Origin of the sequence: Maribacter sp. ACAM166 (assembly GCF_005771495.1) — a bacterium.
GTDB lineage: Bacteria > Bacteroidota > Bacteroidia > Flavobacteriales > Flavobacteriaceae > Maribacter.
Genome location: NZ_VAUW01000001.1, coordinates 22,344 through 39,547, shown reverse-complemented (window position 1 = coordinate 39,547; position 17,204 = coordinate 22,344). Strand labels below are relative to the sequence as shown.

The 17,204-nt window shown below is 35.0% G+C and carries 19 protein-coding genes; 12 read left to right on the top strand and 7 right to left on the bottom strand.

The window, feature by feature from the left end; genetic code table 11:
- The first annotated feature begins 124 nt into the window (after positions 1-124).
- The 6 genes from ES765_RS00220 (at position 125) to ES765_RS00195 (ending at position 5,554) form a co-directional block, all read left to right on the top strand.
- Positions 125-2,008 carry a T9SS type B sorting domain-containing protein gene (locus ES765_RS00220; protein WP_138110516.1) on the top strand — a complete coding sequence of 628 codons (1,884 nt, stop codon included), beginning with the start codon at positions 125-127 and terminating at the stop codon, positions 2,006-2,008.
- Positions 2,009-2,071: 63 nt separating this feature from the next.
- Complete coding sequence (locus tag ES765_RS00215; RefSeq protein ID WP_138110515.1) at positions 2,072-2,950, top strand: cell division protein FtsX; 879 nt, start codon at positions 2,072-2,074, stop codon at positions 2,948-2,950.
- A 9-nt stretch (positions 2,951-2,959) separates the two neighbouring features.
- On the top strand, positions 2,960-3,223 hold the full coding sequence (locus ES765_RS00210; RefSeq protein ID WP_138110514.1) for a DUF3098 domain-containing protein: 264 nt from the start codon (positions 2,960-2,962) through the stop codon (positions 3,221-3,223).
- The gene (locus tag ES765_RS00205; protein ID WP_138110513.1) at positions 3,224-4,021 is read left to right on the top strand and encodes an undecaprenyl-diphosphate phosphatase; all 798 of its coding nucleotides are present in this window, start codon (positions 3,224-3,226) and stop codon (positions 4,019-4,021) included.
- A 26-nt stretch (positions 4,022-4,047) separates the two neighbouring features.
- Positions 4,048-4,761, top strand: coding sequence for a tRNA pseudouridine(55) synthase TruB (gene truB, locus ES765_RS00200; protein WP_138110512.1), 714 nt, complete (start codon positions 4,048-4,050; stop codon positions 4,759-4,761).
- Between the two features lie 64 nt (positions 4,762-4,825).
- Positions 4,826-5,554 (top strand): hypothetical protein, encoded by a 729-nt coding sequence (locus ES765_RS00195; protein ID WP_138110511.1) that lies wholly within the window; start codon positions 4,826-4,828, stop codon positions 5,552-5,554.
- Here the strand turns inward: ES765_RS00195 and ES765_RS00190 are convergent.
- Genes ES765_RS00190 through ES765_RS00165 form a run of 6 tightly spaced genes read right to left on the bottom strand, consistent with a single transcriptional unit; the run spans position 5,537 to position 12,215 of the window.
- On the bottom strand, positions 5,537-6,172 hold the full coding sequence (locus ES765_RS00190) for a thioredoxin family protein (protein ID WP_138110510.1): 636 nt from the start codon (positions 6,170-6,172) through the stop codon (positions 5,537-5,539). The two genes, ES765_RS00195 and ES765_RS00190, sit on opposite strands and share 18 nt — an antisense overlap.
- A 31-nt stretch (positions 6,173-6,203) precedes the next feature.
- Positions 6,204-7,082: a YitT family protein gene (locus tag ES765_RS00185; protein WP_138110509.1), complete on the bottom strand. Its 879-nt coding sequence runs from the start codon at positions 7,080-7,082 to the stop codon at positions 6,204-6,206.
- Between the two features lie 20 nt (positions 7,083-7,102).
- Positions 7,103-8,506, bottom strand: coding sequence for a TolC family protein (locus ES765_RS00180; RefSeq protein WP_138110508.1), 1,404 nt, complete (start codon positions 8,504-8,506; stop codon positions 7,103-7,105).
- Positions 8,507-8,508: 2 nt separating this feature from the next.
- Complete coding sequence (locus ES765_RS00175; RefSeq protein ID WP_138110507.1) at positions 8,509-9,861, bottom strand: HlyD family secretion protein; 1,353 nt, start codon at positions 9,859-9,861, stop codon at positions 8,509-8,511.
- Between the two features lie 7 nt (positions 9,862-9,868).
- A complete protein-coding gene (locus ES765_RS00170; protein WP_138110506.1) occupies positions 9,869-11,536 on the bottom strand; it encodes a peptidase domain-containing ABC transporter in 1,668 nt (555 codons plus the stop codon).
- Positions 11,529-12,215, bottom strand: a complete 687-nt coding sequence (locus ES765_RS00165) for a TetR/AcrR family transcriptional regulator (RefSeq protein WP_138110505.1) — start codon at positions 12,213-12,215, stop codon at positions 11,529-11,531. The genes ES765_RS00170 and ES765_RS00165 overlap by 8 nt, the downstream gene beginning before the upstream one ends.
- A 227-nt stretch (positions 12,216-12,442) precedes the next feature.
- Here ES765_RS00165 and ES765_RS00160 point away from each other — a divergent pair, with 227 nt between their 5' ends.
- Positions 12,443-12,832: a hypothetical protein gene (locus ES765_RS00160; RefSeq protein WP_138110504.1), complete on the top strand. Its 390-nt coding sequence runs from the start codon at positions 12,443-12,445 to the stop codon at positions 12,830-12,832.
- A 141-nt stretch (positions 12,833-12,973) separates the two neighbouring features.
- Complete coding sequence (cutA, locus tag ES765_RS00155) at positions 12,974-13,291, top strand: divalent cation tolerance protein CutA (RefSeq protein ID WP_138110503.1); 318 nt, start codon at positions 12,974-12,976, stop codon at positions 13,289-13,291.
- Positions 13,292-13,305: 14 nt separating this feature from the next.
- Here the strand turns inward: cutA and ES765_RS00150 are convergent, their stop codons facing one another.
- Positions 13,306-14,229 carry a LysR family transcriptional regulator gene (locus ES765_RS00150; protein WP_138110502.1) on the bottom strand — a complete coding sequence of 308 codons (924 nt, stop codon included), beginning with the start codon at positions 14,227-14,229 and terminating at the stop codon, positions 13,306-13,308.
- Between the two features lie 97 nt (positions 14,230-14,326).
- Between ES765_RS00150 and ES765_RS00145 the strand changes: the two genes are divergently transcribed.
- The 4 genes from ES765_RS00145 to ES765_RS00130 all read left to right on the top strand — a co-directional run bounded on the left by ES765_RS00145 (position 14,327) and on the right by ES765_RS00130 (position 17,141).
- A complete protein-coding gene (locus ES765_RS00145) occupies positions 14,327-14,641 on the top strand; it encodes a hypothetical protein (RefSeq protein ID WP_138110501.1) in 315 nt (104 codons plus the stop codon).
- Between the two features lie 332 nt (positions 14,642-14,973).
- Complete coding sequence (locus ES765_RS00140; RefSeq protein WP_138110500.1) at positions 14,974-15,936, top strand: sodium-dependent bicarbonate transport family permease; 963 nt, start codon at positions 14,974-14,976, stop codon at positions 15,934-15,936.
- 35 nt (positions 15,937-15,971) lie between these two features.
- Positions 15,972-16,535, top strand: a complete 564-nt coding sequence (locus ES765_RS00135) for a DNA-3-methyladenine glycosylase I (RefSeq protein WP_138110499.1) — start codon at positions 15,972-15,974, stop codon at positions 16,533-16,535.
- 18 nt (positions 16,536-16,553) lie between these two features.
- Positions 16,554-17,141, top strand: a complete 588-nt coding sequence (locus tag ES765_RS00130) for a hypothetical protein (RefSeq protein WP_138110498.1) — start codon at positions 16,554-16,556, stop codon at positions 17,139-17,141.
- Positions 17,142-17,204 lie beyond the last annotated feature (63 nt).

Here is a 17,204-nt window from a genome sequence, read left to right as displayed (position 1 = left end):
TTGCGGTAAGCCGCAAAAATAGGTCGAATCGATGAAAGTTAAAAAGATATTGATGATTAACAGGTTTTGGTATTGAAAACACTCAAAATCATGTCCTTTTATCTAAAATTGCTACCTTCGGATCGTGAAAATTTTGAATCCCAAACCATTCTTCATTTACCTTATTCTGTTCAGTTTTGTTTCTATCGAAGTTACAGCACAACTTGGCTTTTGCGGTGGTAATTCTGGTTACCCTATTTTTACTGAAAACTTTGGGTCGGGAAATACCGATGGCCCTGCGTTGCCTGCTGGGACAACCACCTATAATTTCACTACTAGCACTCCTAATGATGGTGATTATACCATTTCTAGTACAACTAACTATTTAGACTGGATTAATATTCAAGACCATACTCCTGGCGATACAAATGGTAAGTCCCTTATAGTCAATGCAAGCTTTACCGCTGGAGAATTTTATCAAAGACAGGTAACAGGACTTTGTGAAAATACCACTTATGAATTTTCGTCATGGCTCATAAATTTACTTCCCACTATTAATTGTCCATTAGACCCTGAAATACCTGTAAATGTACGTTTTCAAATTTGGGACAAAACAGACACCAACTTACTTGGCAAAGGGGATACAGGTGATATTTTTGCAAGCGAAAATACCAATTGGCAACAATATGCATTAGTATTTAAAACAAAACCTGGGCAAAATTCGGTTATCTTAAAAATGATAAATAATAGAGGTGGTGGTTGTGGAAATGACCTTGCCATTGACGATATCGTTTTTAAATCTTGTGGCGATAATGTAACTGTTTCTACGAATACCGACGAAAGTAATTTAACCGTTTGTGAAGATCAAGGAGCCGTTTCCAGAACCATAACCGCAACGCCCGACAATTCTATATTCAGCACCCATGCCTATCAATGGCAGCAAAGTACAGACCAAGTAGCATGGATTAACATCGCTAATGAAACCAGCAATACCCTTGCTACCCCACCCATAATCTCAACCACCTATTTTAGGGTCAAAATTGCAGAAGATCCTATTAATGTGAACAATGATTTATGTAATGTAGTATCCGATGTTTTTGAAATCACCGTTCTCCCTATTCCGAATGTACCTACCAGTACGGGTGATGTTGCTATTTGCGAAGGTGAAGTTGGAATACTATCGGCTTCAACGGATAGTTCATATACCATAAACTGGTACGATGCCCCAACCGACGGTAATTTGCTTTTAGAAGGAAATAATAATTTTGAAATCGCCACTGCAGGCACGTATTACGCAGAAGCCAATTCCCCAGAAATAGAATGTGCTTCCCTTTCTAGAACAGCTATTACACTAACTGTTAATCCACTACCTGCAGTACCAGATGACACCTATACTTATTTTTGCGAAAACACAACCATCACCATAGATGCAGCACTAGATGATGTAACCTATTTATGGAATACTGGTGAAATTACGAGACGTGTAGAGGTGTCAGAGCCCGGCGAATACATCATTATAGTCACAAATAACAACGGTTGCGCTAACAGCTATACCTTTTTCATAGAGCAAATAGATTTGCCCAAGCTAGAAAGCATCGTATCCGATGGGCCATCTATAATCGTCTCGACATCAAATACTGGTGATTTTGAATTTTCTTTGGATGGATTTTATTTCCAAGATAGCCCAATATTTGAAGCTGTTGAAGGAGGTTTCTACACTGTATATGTTCAAGATAAAACGGATTGCGGTACAGTTACGCAAACTTTTTTTCATTTGGTAATACCCAAGTTTTTTACTCCGAATGGAGATACTATAAACGACCTTTTCGAACTTGATGGATTGGATATTTTCACGAATGTATCCTTTTCAATTTTTGACCGATATGGGAAACTACTGAAATTCGGAAATACAAACTCTTCTTCTTGGGATGGTTCTTTTCAAGGAAAGGATATGCCAGAAGATGATTATTGGTACAACATAGAGGCAGATACCACACAATTTAAAGGTCACTTTAGCTTGAAACGATAACTGAATGAATTTTTAAGTTCCATCTAACAATACTTTCCTATTTTTACTACACTTTTAAGTGCTATGGCGAACTCTTTCGAAAATTATCAAAGACGCAAACTCATCTCCTCGTATTTTTCTGTGGTGCTAAGTATTGCTTTGGTCTTGTTCCTGTTAGGAATTTTAGGCCTCTTGGTGTTGAATACCAAAAAAATGGCAGATCGATCTAAGGAGCAAATCACCATTTCTGTTTTTTTAAAGGAAAACACGAAAGAAATTGAGGTGGAACAGTTGCAAAAGACCCTAGCTATGTCTGACTACACCAAATCATCTACCTATGTGTCTAAAGAAGAGGCAGCTAAACAACATAGTGCAGATATAGGTGAGGATTTTGTAGATTATTTAGGCTATAACCCGCTCAAGAACTCTATCGATGTAAAATTGAACGCAGATTTTGTTACCGCTGAAAAGGCAGAAGAGATTGCAGGGACACTTTCTGAGAAGAGTTTTGTTGACGAAGTAAGTTATGATAAGGTATTAGTGAGCATGGTTGCCAAAAGCGTTGAACAAATAGGTTTTTGGATTCTGGTAGCAAGTGCCATATTTACCTTTATCGCCGTATTATTGATTAATAGTTCTATTCGTCTTTCAATCTACTCCAAACGATTTATTATCAAAACCATGCAAATGGTTGGGGCGACCAAAACTTTTATAAGAAAACCATTTATTTGGCAAAACATTAAATTAGGAATGATCGGGGCAGCTTTGGCTTTAGTGGCCATTGGCGCAGTGGTTTACTACGTAGATACTAATTTTCAAGACTTGGGCTTATTTGATGAGCCCTATATTTTAGTTATTTTATTTGTTAGTGTTTTTCTTTTGGGTATTCTTATTTCGTTCATTAGCACCTATTTCGCGACCCAACGCTTCCTAAATCTTAGAACCGACGAATTATATTATTAAATTTGACGCATGAGTAAAAAGAATAAAGTAGAACAACAACCTAAGCAAGAATTTATTTTTCAGAAGAAAAATTACACATTTATGTTTATTGGTATTGCTTGTATTACCTTAGGTTTCATATTAATGAGCGGTGGCGGTAGCGATGACCCTAATGTTTTTAACCCCGAAATCTATAACTTTAGAAGGATACGATTAGCGCCAACATTAGTACTTATTGGACTAGGAATAGAGATTTACGCCATTTTATTGAACCCACACAAAAAGAAAGTTTAATTGGATACGTTAGATGCTATTATACTTGGAATTATTCAAGGATTAACCGAGTTTCTTCCAGTTTCTTCCAGTGGGCATTTAGAATTGGGAAAAGCCATTTTAGGAGATGATTCCGTTCAGGAAGATAGTTTATTATTTACTGTGGTTTTACATTTTGCTACAGCTCTAAGTACCATTGTAGTTTTTAGAAAAGACATTTGGGAAATTATCAGTGGCCTCTTACAATTTAAATGGAACGAGGAAAGTCAGTTTTCTGTTAAAATTATTATCTCAATGCTACCTGCCGTAGTTGTAGGTCTATTTTTCGAGCATCAATTAGAAGCTTTCTTTGGAGGCAATGTTAGGTTCGTTGGGTTTATGTTAATCATAACAGCTATACTGCTTTATTTTGCAGATAAAGCAAAGGATACAGATAGAAAAGTAAGTTTCGGAAATGCTTTTATTGTTGGTATTTCACAGGCAATCGCTATGCTACCAGGTATTTCTCGTAGTGGAGCTACCATTTCCACCTCTGTGCTTTTGGGCGTTGATAAATCTAAAGCTGCCCGATTCTCTTTCTTAATGGTAGTTCCTTTGATTTTTGGTAAAATCGCAAAGGATCTTATGAGCGGTGAATTGAATTTCAATGGAGAAAATAATCTTGCTATGGGAGCAGGTTTTATAGCTGCCTTTATTGCTGGCTTAGGCGCCTGCACTTGGATGATTCAATTGGTGCGAAAAAGCAAACTTTCTTATTTTGCCTTCTACTGTCTTATCGTAGGACTAATAGCAATCATTTACGGATTTACTAATCCATAGTTCATCCTAAACCTGACCCATTTATCATGGAAAATTTGACCGAAGATGATTTCCTTAACGGGCAAGTACTATTAATAGATAAACCTTTGGGCTGGTCTTCGTTTCAAGCGGTAAACAAATTGAAATGGGCAATCAGAAAAAAATTCAGTTTAAAGAAATTTAAAATAGGACATGCGGGTACGTTGGATCCTTTGGCAACGGGACTACTAATTATCTGTACCGGTAAATTCACAAAGAAAATCAACGAGTACCAAGGTCAAGAAAAAGAATACACAGGTATTATTTCTCTAGGTAGTACAACCCCTTCTTTTGACCTTGAAACAGAAATAGACGAAACCTACCCCACCGAACACATAACTCCAGAATTAATTCACACTGCTACCACTCAATTTACGGGTGAAATAGAACAGACACCACCAGTTTTCTCAGCATTGAAAAAAGATGGGAAGCGCTTATATGAATTGGCAAGGGAAGGTATAACTGTAGATATCCCTAAACGTAAAGTAACCGTTAGTGCTTTTGAAGTTATCAAAGTTGACAACCTTAATGTTCATTTTAGAATTACATGTAGCAAAGGCACCTATATTCGCTCTATTGCTAATGATTTTGGCAAAGCACTTGGCTCTGGCGCACATTTATCGGCCTTGAGAAGAACCAAAATAGGTGATTTCAACGTAGATATAGCTCAAGACCCATTGATCTTTGCAGATACTTTATTGGGGCCTGAGGTCAACGAATAATAAACGATTGTATTCCATATTTCGATGCCCTAAAATATTTTAGCAGTATTAAGGTTATATAACCATGAATCCGAACAGACAACAACTATCATTGCTCATTACTTTCTTTAGCATGGCTATTGTGGTAGTGGTGTTGTTCAGTATTCAGTTAGGTAGTAAAGAAGAAGAAGAAGCAGAAGATTACGTTGTTGAAATGCTGTTGGACCCAGAAGTCTTGGAAGATATATTGGAGGAAGAAAAAGCAAAAGAACAAAATAATGCTGACCCTATTAAAAGTCATTTGGCCTTCAATGAAACTGCCAAACCAAGCTACGGCAATCCTGAGCCTTTAAAAACCTTAGAAGAGTTAATTGAGGAACGTAGTGAAATGATCGAAGGTGAAACTACTGATGATTTGATTTCAGATTCAGGGTATGCCGAAAGAGTAAAAGCCTTGACCAAGAAACGAGAAGAAAAAAAACAGTTGCTAGGTGAAAAGGAAGCTCAAAAAAAGGAGTTTACAAACAACCTTGCCGCAAGAAAAACTTCTGTTTCTTACTCTTTACTAGACAGAAACAATTATAAATTACCACCACCCATATACATCTGTATAGAAGGAGGCAAAGTCGTAATCAACATTGAGGTGAATGCTTTAGGCTATGTCACCGAAGCTGATTTCAACGAAAAGAGTTCTGGCACTTCTAACGGATGCCTTGTAGAAAATGCCATTGCTTATGCTCTTAAAGCGAGGTTCAATTCATCTAACAAAGAAACTCAAAAAGGTACAATTACATACCTATTTCAAGGGAAGTAACCGAAGTAAATCTTCTACTATACTCTGGCCTTTGTCTTTGTTATAAAACACTTGTAAATCTTGTTTAAATTCTGGCGTTAGTTGACCATGTTCTTGCTTATATGCTTCAACCATTAGTATGGCCCTAGTTGACCTTGGCCCCCACATTGCGATTATACGATTTTCTGAAGCGTTCATTGAAATGAGTTTGGGAATGGACATGGCGCCGTTTGTCAAAAACTGATTCATGATATCTAAATGCTCATCACGTATAATAATCGATAAAGATATATTAGGATTCAATTCTGTGATTTTATGCATCACAGGTATGGCCGGAGAAGCATCTCCACACCAACTTTCGGTTAGTACTAACCATGTAATTTTTTGATCGACCGATTTAATTTTCGTCGTGGCCTCATCGCTAAATTTGAGTGTTTTATCCCAGCGTTTCATACGGCGGTCATTTAGCTGCGTATAATCAACCAGATCTTCTGTTTGAAGTATGCCCGTAGTCTTTTTTTCTAGAGCCAATTTTGCTACTAAATCTCGATATTGAGCATAACTCATGGAGCTTGGCAAACTATCTTTGACGAGCTGAACATTTGATTTAGCTTTCACCACTTTATCTTCTGTACTCATAAAAAACTTAGTAGTGTTTAGTGCTAATTCCTTACAAAGAACGTTTTTTTATCATACCACCCCGTGTATCATTTATTTTACCCATCACCACAAAAGCTTTTGGGTCTATTTTTGTTATTTCAATATTTAGACGACGTATTTCTAGCCGTGTAATCACCGTATAAATGACATCATATTCTGTATGCGCACCTTGTTTTCCATATCCTCCTTTTGCTTTATAAATGGTTAATCCGCGGCCCAATTTATCAATGATCATGCGTCTAATTTCTTCACTAGAGTCTGAAATAATGGTTACGCCCGTATATTCTTCAATACCCTCAACGACAAAATCTAAGGTTTTTGATGCGGACAAATAGGTAAGCATAGAATACAAAGCTGTTTCTAAGGACAACATATACGCCGCAGCGGAAAATACCAAAATGTTAACTAGTATTATAATATCTCCAATAGTGGTCCCCAATTTTCGACTTAGAAAGATTGCCAAAACTTCTGTACCATCGAGCACACTACCTCCCCTTATCGACAATCCTATTCCTGCACCTAGAAAGAACCCTCCAAATACAGAAACCAAAAGTTTATCCTGCGTTACCTCTGGGAATTTTACAAATGCAAGAACTAAAGCGAGTCCTAAAATTGCTAAACCCGTTTTTAACGCAAAGCGTTTTCCTACCACCTTATATCCCAAAAATACAAATGGAATATTCACTAAAATTATTAAGATATATAAAGGAACATCTGCAGTTTCTGCAATCAACAGAGAAATACCTGTAGCACCGCCATCAATAAAACTATTAGGAAGTAAAAAACTTTCCAAACCAAACGCAGCAGCAAAAATTCCAGTTACAATAAAAAAAGTATCCTTAGCCAGTAACTTATAATCTACTTGCTCTTTTATTCTATTTGGCTGCATTACGTATCAATTAAGGTTATTTACAAATTCTCTGGGTTCACCGCCAAACTATTGAACAACTTGGCCTTGGTAGTAAAATATTTATTTTCTACTTGATTTTGCTTTAAGACCGCATCTATCAATTTACTCTCCCTCGAATTAATTAAAAAAAGTGAACTCTCACCAAAGCTAAATTTTCGCTCTTCAGCAGACAACAAAGCTTCATAATTAGCAACAATATCATCAATCAATATATTCTGAATTTCAAATGAATCGAGTTCATTATAAATCGCTACTATTTTATTCTGAATTTGAACCTCTGCATTATCAAATTCAAATTGAGCGTCCCTTAATTTCAACTTTGCCAATTTCAAATCACCTCTTTCTTTTCTAAGAAATAACGGAAGTTCAAAATTCAATCCTCCTTTATAATTTTGAGTTTCGAAAGAACTTATAAACTCAGGTGATTCGGTTATGAACTTATATTCCACATCAATTCTTGGGAGCAATTTATTCGTCTTCAAACGTTTATCAACTCGAAGACCATCAATTTTATACCCTAATGATTTAAGTTTAGGATGGTTCTCTATAGAAAAACTATCCAATGGTTTTCCTAAAATCTCCAACGATTGGTCTATTTCCGTATCTAAAGAAACATCTGGAATTACATAGGACTGCAGCTCCATTGGTATGTTCTCTCCCATCCACAAATAATTAGAAAGCTCCAACCTAGTATTTCGTAAAACGACCTTTGCTTGCTCCAGTTCCAAAACTCTATTCTGTACGGCAATTTTTGCTTCAACTGTATCAATAATTGCTATTTCACCCGCTGAGGCGCTACTTACAATACCTTTAAATCTCTTTTGTGCATTTTCCAAAAAACTAGAAAAAACCTGATTATTCCTATATGCTTGCAACCAATTGAAATATGCCAACGATGCATCGAATAGAATTTGGTTTACCAGCAAATCTCTATCGGCTTTAGATTGCTCTCTAAAAAATTTAGCTTTTTTTACAGTTGCCATTCGGTCATTCATCCACGAACCCCTGCCCAATGAAAGTGCCACACCGGCGCTATATAATCCATCTTCGGGCACATTGCGTTCTGGGTTTACATACTCACCCGTATATTGCTCAAAATTCCCCTTCAGCTCAATTCCGTACCAAGTAGGTATCTTAAAGGTTGCGTTGAGCAAATCGTAATATTCAGTTCCTTTAAATTCCTTACCGGAATAATCGACCTCTACTTTTGGATCAAATCCACCTCTGGCCTTCATAAGGTTTGCTTGACCAACATCCAATACCAATGCTGCTTGTTTTGCAATAGGATGGTATTTCTTCACATAGCCCAAATATTCTCGGAAATTCAATTGCAGAGAATCTACATTTTGGGCATTTACAAAACCACCAAGACCTAAACAAAACAGAAATAAAATACTTCTCATTATTATTTCTTTACAGGTTGCACCTGAGCTCCTTCAGGCTGATAATAATTTGGTGGAAAACCGTTCAACTGCCTCCATAATTCATACCAAATCGATACATCTTCTAAAAGTGCAATGGTATTCGCACCCGAACCTACACGAAGCGCATTTGGCCATGGTTGATCCGCATCATCGGGTGACAACAGCACCCTATATTTTCCGTTCGGATTTATAAAGGTTTCAATAGCCACCACCTTACCGGCATAAGTACCGTAAGAAACATTAGGCCAACCACTAAATATAATAGCCGGCCAACCATCAAATTGAATTCTTACTTTTTCACCCAAATGAATTAATGGAAGATCAATAGGCTCAACAAAGGTCTCTACTGCCATGTCGTAATCTGCTGGCATAATACCCACCAGCGGAGTGCCTTCTTTAAAGGTTTCACCAATACCTGCTGTAACAACTGTATTTACATAGCCATTTTGCGGTGCACGAATATAGCGCAAATCATTACGCATTTTATAATTGGTATAATCGTTCTCTAACTTACTTACTTGTGCCTCAGAATCGAATTGATTAGACATTGCTGTAAACTTATCGCTCTGCGCTTTAGAAATCTTATCGGTGTAAGCTGCATAAACACTATTTATTTCAACCTCAGCATTGATGATTTCATTTTTGGCTGCCAATAATTTATTCTCCTGCGAGATTAACTTCGATTGAGTTTCTTGAAGTTTTAATCGTTTTTCCTCAACATCTGTTACTGCTTTTAGTCCTTCACTCTCCAATTGCTCAGTTCGTTTATATTGGCGCTCGGCAATCTTGATATTAGTTTTAGCTGCTTCAAATTCAATACTGTCGCTCTGTGCCTTTAACTTGGCCTGAAGCAATTTGTTTTTCGCTTGTTCAAGCTTCAACCTCCTTTCGTTGAAAAGTGCAGCAACTTGATTATCTAGCGCCTTTACTTTATCGCCATAAGAAGTAACCGATGAACTTTTCGACTTAAGCTGCTGCCCAGTTCGCTCTACTAAATCTGGGTCAAAATATTCCGATTTTATTTCTGAAATAAACAGAATAGTATCACCTTTCTCAACATAATCACCTTCTCTAATATACCACTTTTCGATTCTACCCGGTATTTGAGATTGAATGGTTTGTGGTCGTTGACCAGGCTCTAAAGTGGTTAAAAATCCTCGTGCGTTTATGGTTTGCGTCCAAGGAAGAAACAATATAATTAAACCTACTACGGCAAAAGCAAATAAAAAGCGATTAAAATGCTTATAATGTCTTTGATGAAAAACCTTCTGCACAGATTTAAAACGATCTAAAGAAACCTTTTCATTTAGTTTTTTATGGGATATATTCAGCATCTTTCTCCTATAATTCGTTTATTATTCTTCCTTTTTCCATCGTAATGACTCGTGAGCATTTATTAATCCACTTATCATTTTCACTCACTACCAAAAGTGCCCAACCATTAGATGGGTCGCTTAAAAAGCTTAATATGCGATCAGCCTCATCCGTATTGAACTGCTCTAGCGGATCCTTAAGAATAAGTAGTTTAGGCTTTCTTACAATACTTCTGGCGAGAACGATTTTTTTAGAGACCTTATTGGGAATTTGCTTTCCTTCGGGATAAATAATCGTATTCAACCCCTCTGGCTGTTGTTTCACATATTCCGTTAAGCCCACTTTATCTAGAGCCCAGTAGACTTGCTCGTTTGTAGTATCCTTATCACCAAAGGTGATATTATCTAAAATAGTACCTTCAAATGGTGATTCTTCGGGTAAGGATTGCCCCAAATGTGAACGATAATAATTTATGTTCATGCTTTTTAGTGAGACTCCGTTTACATACACTCCACCGCTATCAGGTTCTAATATACCCGCTACAATTCTTAATAAGGTGTTTTTACCAGACCCACTATTTCCTCGTAATAAAATAGTGCAATGAGGGGTTATGGTTAAATTTAGGTTAGAAATAATCTCTCTTTTCGATTGGGGAACACTATAGGAAATTCCATTTAATTCAACAGTAAATGGTTGATTGTCAGTAAATGGTTTTTCACCGTGTTGAGGCTCCAATTCTTTATCTACCACTTGTCCCATTTTTTCCAGTGAGGTCAATAAATCATAAAACGTCTCTAGGCCTAGAATTAATTTTTCTACGGAATTGATTACCAATAGAATAATAATTTCGGCGGCAACGAACTGGCCAATATTCATTTCTTGATTCAATACCAAAAGTCCGCCAATCAATAAGAGACCTCCTGTAACCAGTACTTTAAAGCCAATCATTTGAATAAATTGGAGAACCACAACCCTAAAATGACTTTCTCGTGCGTTTAAATAGCCCATTACCAGTACATCATTTTTGTCTAAGGCATGAGATGATTTACCCGACAACTTAAAACTCACTATAGAACGCGCTACCTCTTGTAACCAATGGGCTACTTGATATTTACTTTTAGATTCGTCTAAGCTCGTATCCAACCCTCTTTGTGCCGTAAATTTGAACACAACATATATCAGCAACAATAAAAGTATACCATACACAATAAAAAAAGGATGGTAAAAAGAAAGCAACAGCAACCCAAAAATAATCTGCAATAGCGCTGCAGGAAAATCTATAAGCACTTTTGAAAGCGACTTTTGTATCGTTAACGTATCAAAAAACCTATTTGCTAATTCTGGCGGATAATAGTTATGTAGCTCGCTCATCTTTATTTTAGGGAACCTATAGGCAAATTCAAACGAGGACCGGGTAAATATCTTCTGCTGAACATTCTCAATGATTCTTATTTGCATCAACTGCAGTATACCCACAAAAGCAACACCCAGGGTTACAAGAACTACTAAAACGACCCATGAAGTACTTATTTGAGCACCTTGTAGCAGATTAATTATAGCCTGTATACCTAAAGGGAGTGATAGATTGACAATACCAGCAAATATGGCGTAGTAAAACACTTGAAAAACATCTCTCTTATCAAGTTTTAAAAGTCCTATAAAACGCTGCCAAGACGTAAGTAAATTTTTACTCATTAACGTTTTGATTTAGCGTATTAACAACTAGATGTGTTAAATATTGGGTGGGTGTTACGGTTGCGTTACAATCAGTAATGGAGGTGAAATGATCTTTTAAAAAATGTTGATGCAAGGTACTTTCCAAAATTGTACTAGCCAAACTAGAAGGATAAGTATATTCTGGATTAACATCCTTAATCATATCACGCAGTCTACCCACCATTCTCTTATAAATAATAAAGTATCCTTCTTTATTTTCCGCATCAACCTCTTTAGTCAAATAAGATTTGGAATACTCATTAATGACAATCTTATTTAAAAGGACTTCATTAATATGTAAATAGGCAGTATCTTCTATTACCTCTCTAGTTATTATATCTATTGCTTTTAATAATTTTACTTTTGGATTTCCAATACTGTGTGTTGCTAAAACCAAGTGATATTCCATCCAACCCCAATACCATGAGGTTAAATATAGCAGCAACTTGTGCTTATTTTCAAAATAGCGATATATAGAGCTTTCATTTGAACCGATTTGCTTGCCTAACTTTTTGAATGTAAAATTTTCCCAACCTATTTCATTAATCATAAGAATACTCATCCTAATTATATTCTTACCTAGTTCAGAGGATTCTGGATCTTTAACGAATAGCTTATCGTTAATTCTAATTTTTACACCTTGTAATAATTTGTCCATACCAAATCAATTTTAAATTAGCTGCAAATATAATAGTAATACTATCGCTAAGTAATAGTTTAACATTTTTTAACGAAAGTATTACTTTCTTTTTTGTTGAATAGTATTATTTTCGTGATGTAAAAAATACATTATTAATAATCTTTTATTCTCAACTATTAATAGATACATTTTAAAGATAGCAATAGGACGGTTTTGAACAATGTTTACGCTTTATATCAAGTACTATGAAACACACACTATTAATTCTAACCTTCTTATTATTCTCTATCAGCAATTTCAGCCAAGACACCTCTCATAATTTGAAACCTGGTGATGTTCTTTACATCATAAAAAATTCTAATACCCCTTTTCATCATCTCAACTTTCCAAGACCAAATTTCATTATTAAACGCGGTGCTATTGCGAACTTCAAAGGACTGAATGGAATGCGGGTAAAAATTGAAGAAATATTAGATGGTTCTATTGTTAAGCTTACCCCTTTAGACGGAAAGAAGTTTTTTAATAAATTTCCCTATGTTAATGCCAATCTAGAAAAGGCATTGAATAGTAACGAATTAAAACTGCTGAGCAAAAACCACAATTCTTTCGCTCTTGCTTATGAGGCCAAGTATTAATCTTAAATCTATATCTACCATTGAATAAAATAAGTAAATAAATAATCCTAAACCGTAGTACTTTATTTGGACTGCTTAGGGTTTCACAATGGCAATACAACATCATTGTATAATCTAGATTAGTATCTAAAAAGCTGAGTTATGATTTTAGGATATATCGCTGTTAATAATAAGAAACAGGCTAAAGAAATTACAAAATTACTTTTGGAACAAAATTTAATTTTTACCGCAAATATTTCAACCAAAAAGGTTTTTAAGAAAAATAAGATTTCAGGGGTAATTGAAAATCGTAAACAAACTATAATAGAAGGGAAGACAAAGGCACTATTATTTAATACCATCAATAAAATTTTAAGAAAAAAATACCCCAAAAACATGCCTATGTTCTATGCCGTACCTATTATCTATATGGATGATAAACAGACCGAACTTTTACGATCAGAAACAGCAAAAGTTTAAAAGTTAGGTAAACATCAATATGAATTTATCCAGTTAAAATTTGCATGAATAACCTCTACTTTCTCTGCCTTTAAATAATTTAAAAAGGCCTTTGCGGAAGGCGATAATTTTTTTGATTTCAACCAAATTAAATTCCATTTTGTACTAATAGGAAGACCTTTAACCGAAATGATTTGCACATCTTTATTCTTTAGCTCATTTTTTAAACCAATTAAAGGCATTATAGAATAGCCTAAACCAGCTATTACAGCTTGCTTTACCGCTTCATTAGAAGTAAGTTCTATTTTTTTATGAACTTGAAACTTATTCTTTCTAATAAAACTTTCCATTGCCATTCTAGTTGCAGAACCCATTTCCCTATAAATTAATGGCAATTGCTCAAATAATTTTTTTTTGGTTAACGCTATATGATTTGAACCTTGTTTGCCCCCAATTAAAAACAATTTATTCTCCATAAGTTCTATTCGGTCGACCTTTAATTTTTTAGGTAATACCGACACCATAGCAAAATCAACCTTATTCAATTCTAAACTTTCTATAACCTGTGCCCTATTAGTTACATTTATTATAAGGTCTACGCCTTTATTTTTAGTTATGAAATTAGATAGTAAATAAGGTAGTACATATTTGCCTGTGGAAACTACCGAAAATTTTAATCGCCCAACTAATTCTCCTTTATACGCAAGGGTTTTGTAATTAATAGCATCAACCTCATACAATATTTTTTCTGCCGCTTGAGCAATTTCTTTTCCGAAATCTGTCACGTAAAGTTTTCTCCCTACGACCTCTGTTAATGGAATTGAAAATTGGTCTTGAAAATTTTTTAACTGAATAGATACGGCCGGCTGGGTTAAATGCAACTCCACAGAGGCCTTAGTGATACTTTGGTGCTCCGTAATCTTAAGGAAAATATGTAATTGATGCAGTGTATAGTTCATAAATTATTTTAATGCTTTTCATAATAAATATAAATAAAAATTTATAAATAATTATTATAAACTTTGCAGTAGAAATCTTAAAACAGAATTTTTTATTATGAAAGTAGCAGTTAAAAATGAAGTCGCCAACACAAAATTAAAGCAAAATATTCAACTAGTTGATGGGGTGTTTACCGTTTCAGAAGCTTATGATGTTGTCCAATCATTAATTGATGAAAAAATAAATTTTCACAAATTACAGCGGCTATCCTTGTGCGAAGGATCGTTGAAAGCAAACACCAAATTTCCTGACACTAATATTATTAGATTAGAACATGAAAAATTGGTCGCTAAAAAATTCTTCAAACAAGCTAAGCAGAAAGGATTTACCATAAAAATAAATGGAGTTTTAGAAATTTCAATGAATGAATAACACCTGACAGGGTTAGTTCAGTATAACATCAATTCATGAACAAAGGATATAATTTTTTCTAGTCCTAAGCTTTTTATGGTGATATGATAGGTCTAAACTTTTTATAAATGCAATAACCATTTTTGACAAATAATTATTCGCCTGCCTAAGTATATGGTATAATTTGCTAATAAGAACACTAGGTAACCTAAATTGATGTCGTATTTCACTTATAACTTGAACTTAGACCATATCAGAAAAAGGAGTCTTTTTATTTCCAATTAAGCGAAACCTTTGTCCTCAAATCACCCACTCCGATTTTTACTCAATCCTCCTTATTATAGACCATTTTCATGGATTTACATCTGCTGTTAGATAACTTGACCAACCCGGCATTGCTTTTTTTCTTTCTAGGTATTATTGCCGTTCAATTAAAGAGCGACTTAGAAATTCCTCCTAATTCATCAAAATTTATTTCCCTCTACCTTATGTTTTCAATAGGTTTTAAAGGTGGAATGGAACTTTCTCATAGTAATTTAGATTTAGAGATTTTATGGTCGCTTTTATTCGGGGTTTTTTTAGCACTTTCAGTCCCAATATATACTTACTTTATTTTGAGAAGAAAATTCAGTGTGGCAAACTCTGGTGCAATTGCTGCTTCGTATGGATCTGTTAGCGCTGTAACATTCGTAACGGCTGTTTCCTTTTTAGAAATGGAACAAATAGAATTTGGCGGCCATATGGTTGCGGTTATGGCACTAATGGAAGCACCTTCCATTATCATTGGCGTTTTATTAATGTCATACTTTCAAAAAAATAAAAAAAATAAAATTTCATTATATGGTGTCGTTAAACATTCATTAACGAATGGTAGTGTTTTACTAATTATGGGAAGTTTAATTATTGGGTTTTTGACAAGTGATCAGCATGCAAGTGGTATAGAACCTTTTACGACAGATATTTTCAAAGGATTCTTAGCTGTTTTCTTATTGGATATGGGGATTACAAGTGGTAAAAAGTTAGCAGATTTTCTAAAAAAAGGCTGGTTTGTGTTCTTGTTTGCTATAATTATCCCGTTAATTAACGGCAGTTTGGTGGCTGTTATAAGTTCATTATTCACTGATAGTATTGGAGATCGATTTTTGTTTGCCATTCTAGCTGCTAGTGCTTCTTATATTGCTGTGCCAGCTGCTATGAAATTAGCCGCACCAAAGGCGAATCCGAGTTTATATTTACCCATGGCATTGGCTATTACGTTCCCATTCAATATTACTCTTGGCATGCCTCTTTATCTGTATATCGTAAACGCATTTTAATTTGACCGTATACCAATATATATTACTTTTAAATCATGGAAGAAAATCGATGTGGTTGGTGTAAGGGCGATACACTTTATGAAGCTTATCATGATATGGAATGGGGCGTTCCAATAAAAGACGACGACCTTTTTTTTGAGTTTTTAGTCTTAGAAACATTTCAAGCAGGCTTAAGTTGGATTACCATTCTTCGCAAACGTGAAAATTTTAGGAAAGCTTTTGATAATTTCGATTATAAGAAAATTGCTAAATACTCTGAAACAAAAATTCTCGATTTATTGCAGGATGAAGGCATCATCAGAAACAAATTAAAAGTTCGTGCCACCGTAAGCAATGCAAGTGCCTTTATAAAAATCCAAAAAGAATTTGACAGTTTCAGCGAATACATCTGGGGTTTCGTAAACGGTACGCAAATACAAAACAAGGTTCTAAATTATAAAGAAGCTCCTGCAAATACACCACTATCAGATGCCATAAGCAAAGATTTAAAAAAGCGTGGTTTTAAATTTGTAGGCAGCACCATAGTCTATGCCTTTATGCAAGCCACTGGCATGGTCAATGACCATGAGATCAGTTGCTTTAAGTATACCAAAGTCTAATTGCCAATAAAGTAAGATTTGAAAAAAAAATTTATACTCGTTATATTTGCCTCTTTATTTTTCTGCTGTAACTATGGCCTTGCACAATATAAGTATGAACGAGAGTTTCGTATTCGAAAATCGCAGTTTCCACCAGATGCGCTTGTATTAATAAAAGACAACGTTCAGGAATTAAAACGCTTAAAATTTTATCAGGAAACAGATAGCACAAGAGTTAGTTTTGAAGCCAAATTTAAAAAAGATAAACTTAGGTATAGTATAGAATTCAATAGTGATGGAGTTTTGGAGGGTATTGAAATATTGATACAACCTATAGATATTCCCAACGATACCTATACTAATATAGAATCTTATTTGAACAATACTTTCTCGAAATATCGAATTAAATTACTAAAACAGCAATATTGTTCAAACAATGATTCTTTAGAAAAAACTTTCAAAAATGCATTTCAAAATCTTATTCTACCCTCAATCAACTATGAGGTTATAGTCATAGGAAAAAAGGATAAAGGTTATTCGGATTATGAAATTCTATTTGATGCTGAAGGAAATTTAAAAAGTATTAAAACCTCGCTTCCTTCAAATTATAACCATGTTTTATACTAGTAGAAAGGCTTTTAGTTAAATCTTTTAATCTCCATCGCAGGACAATAGCACGGCCTATTTGGA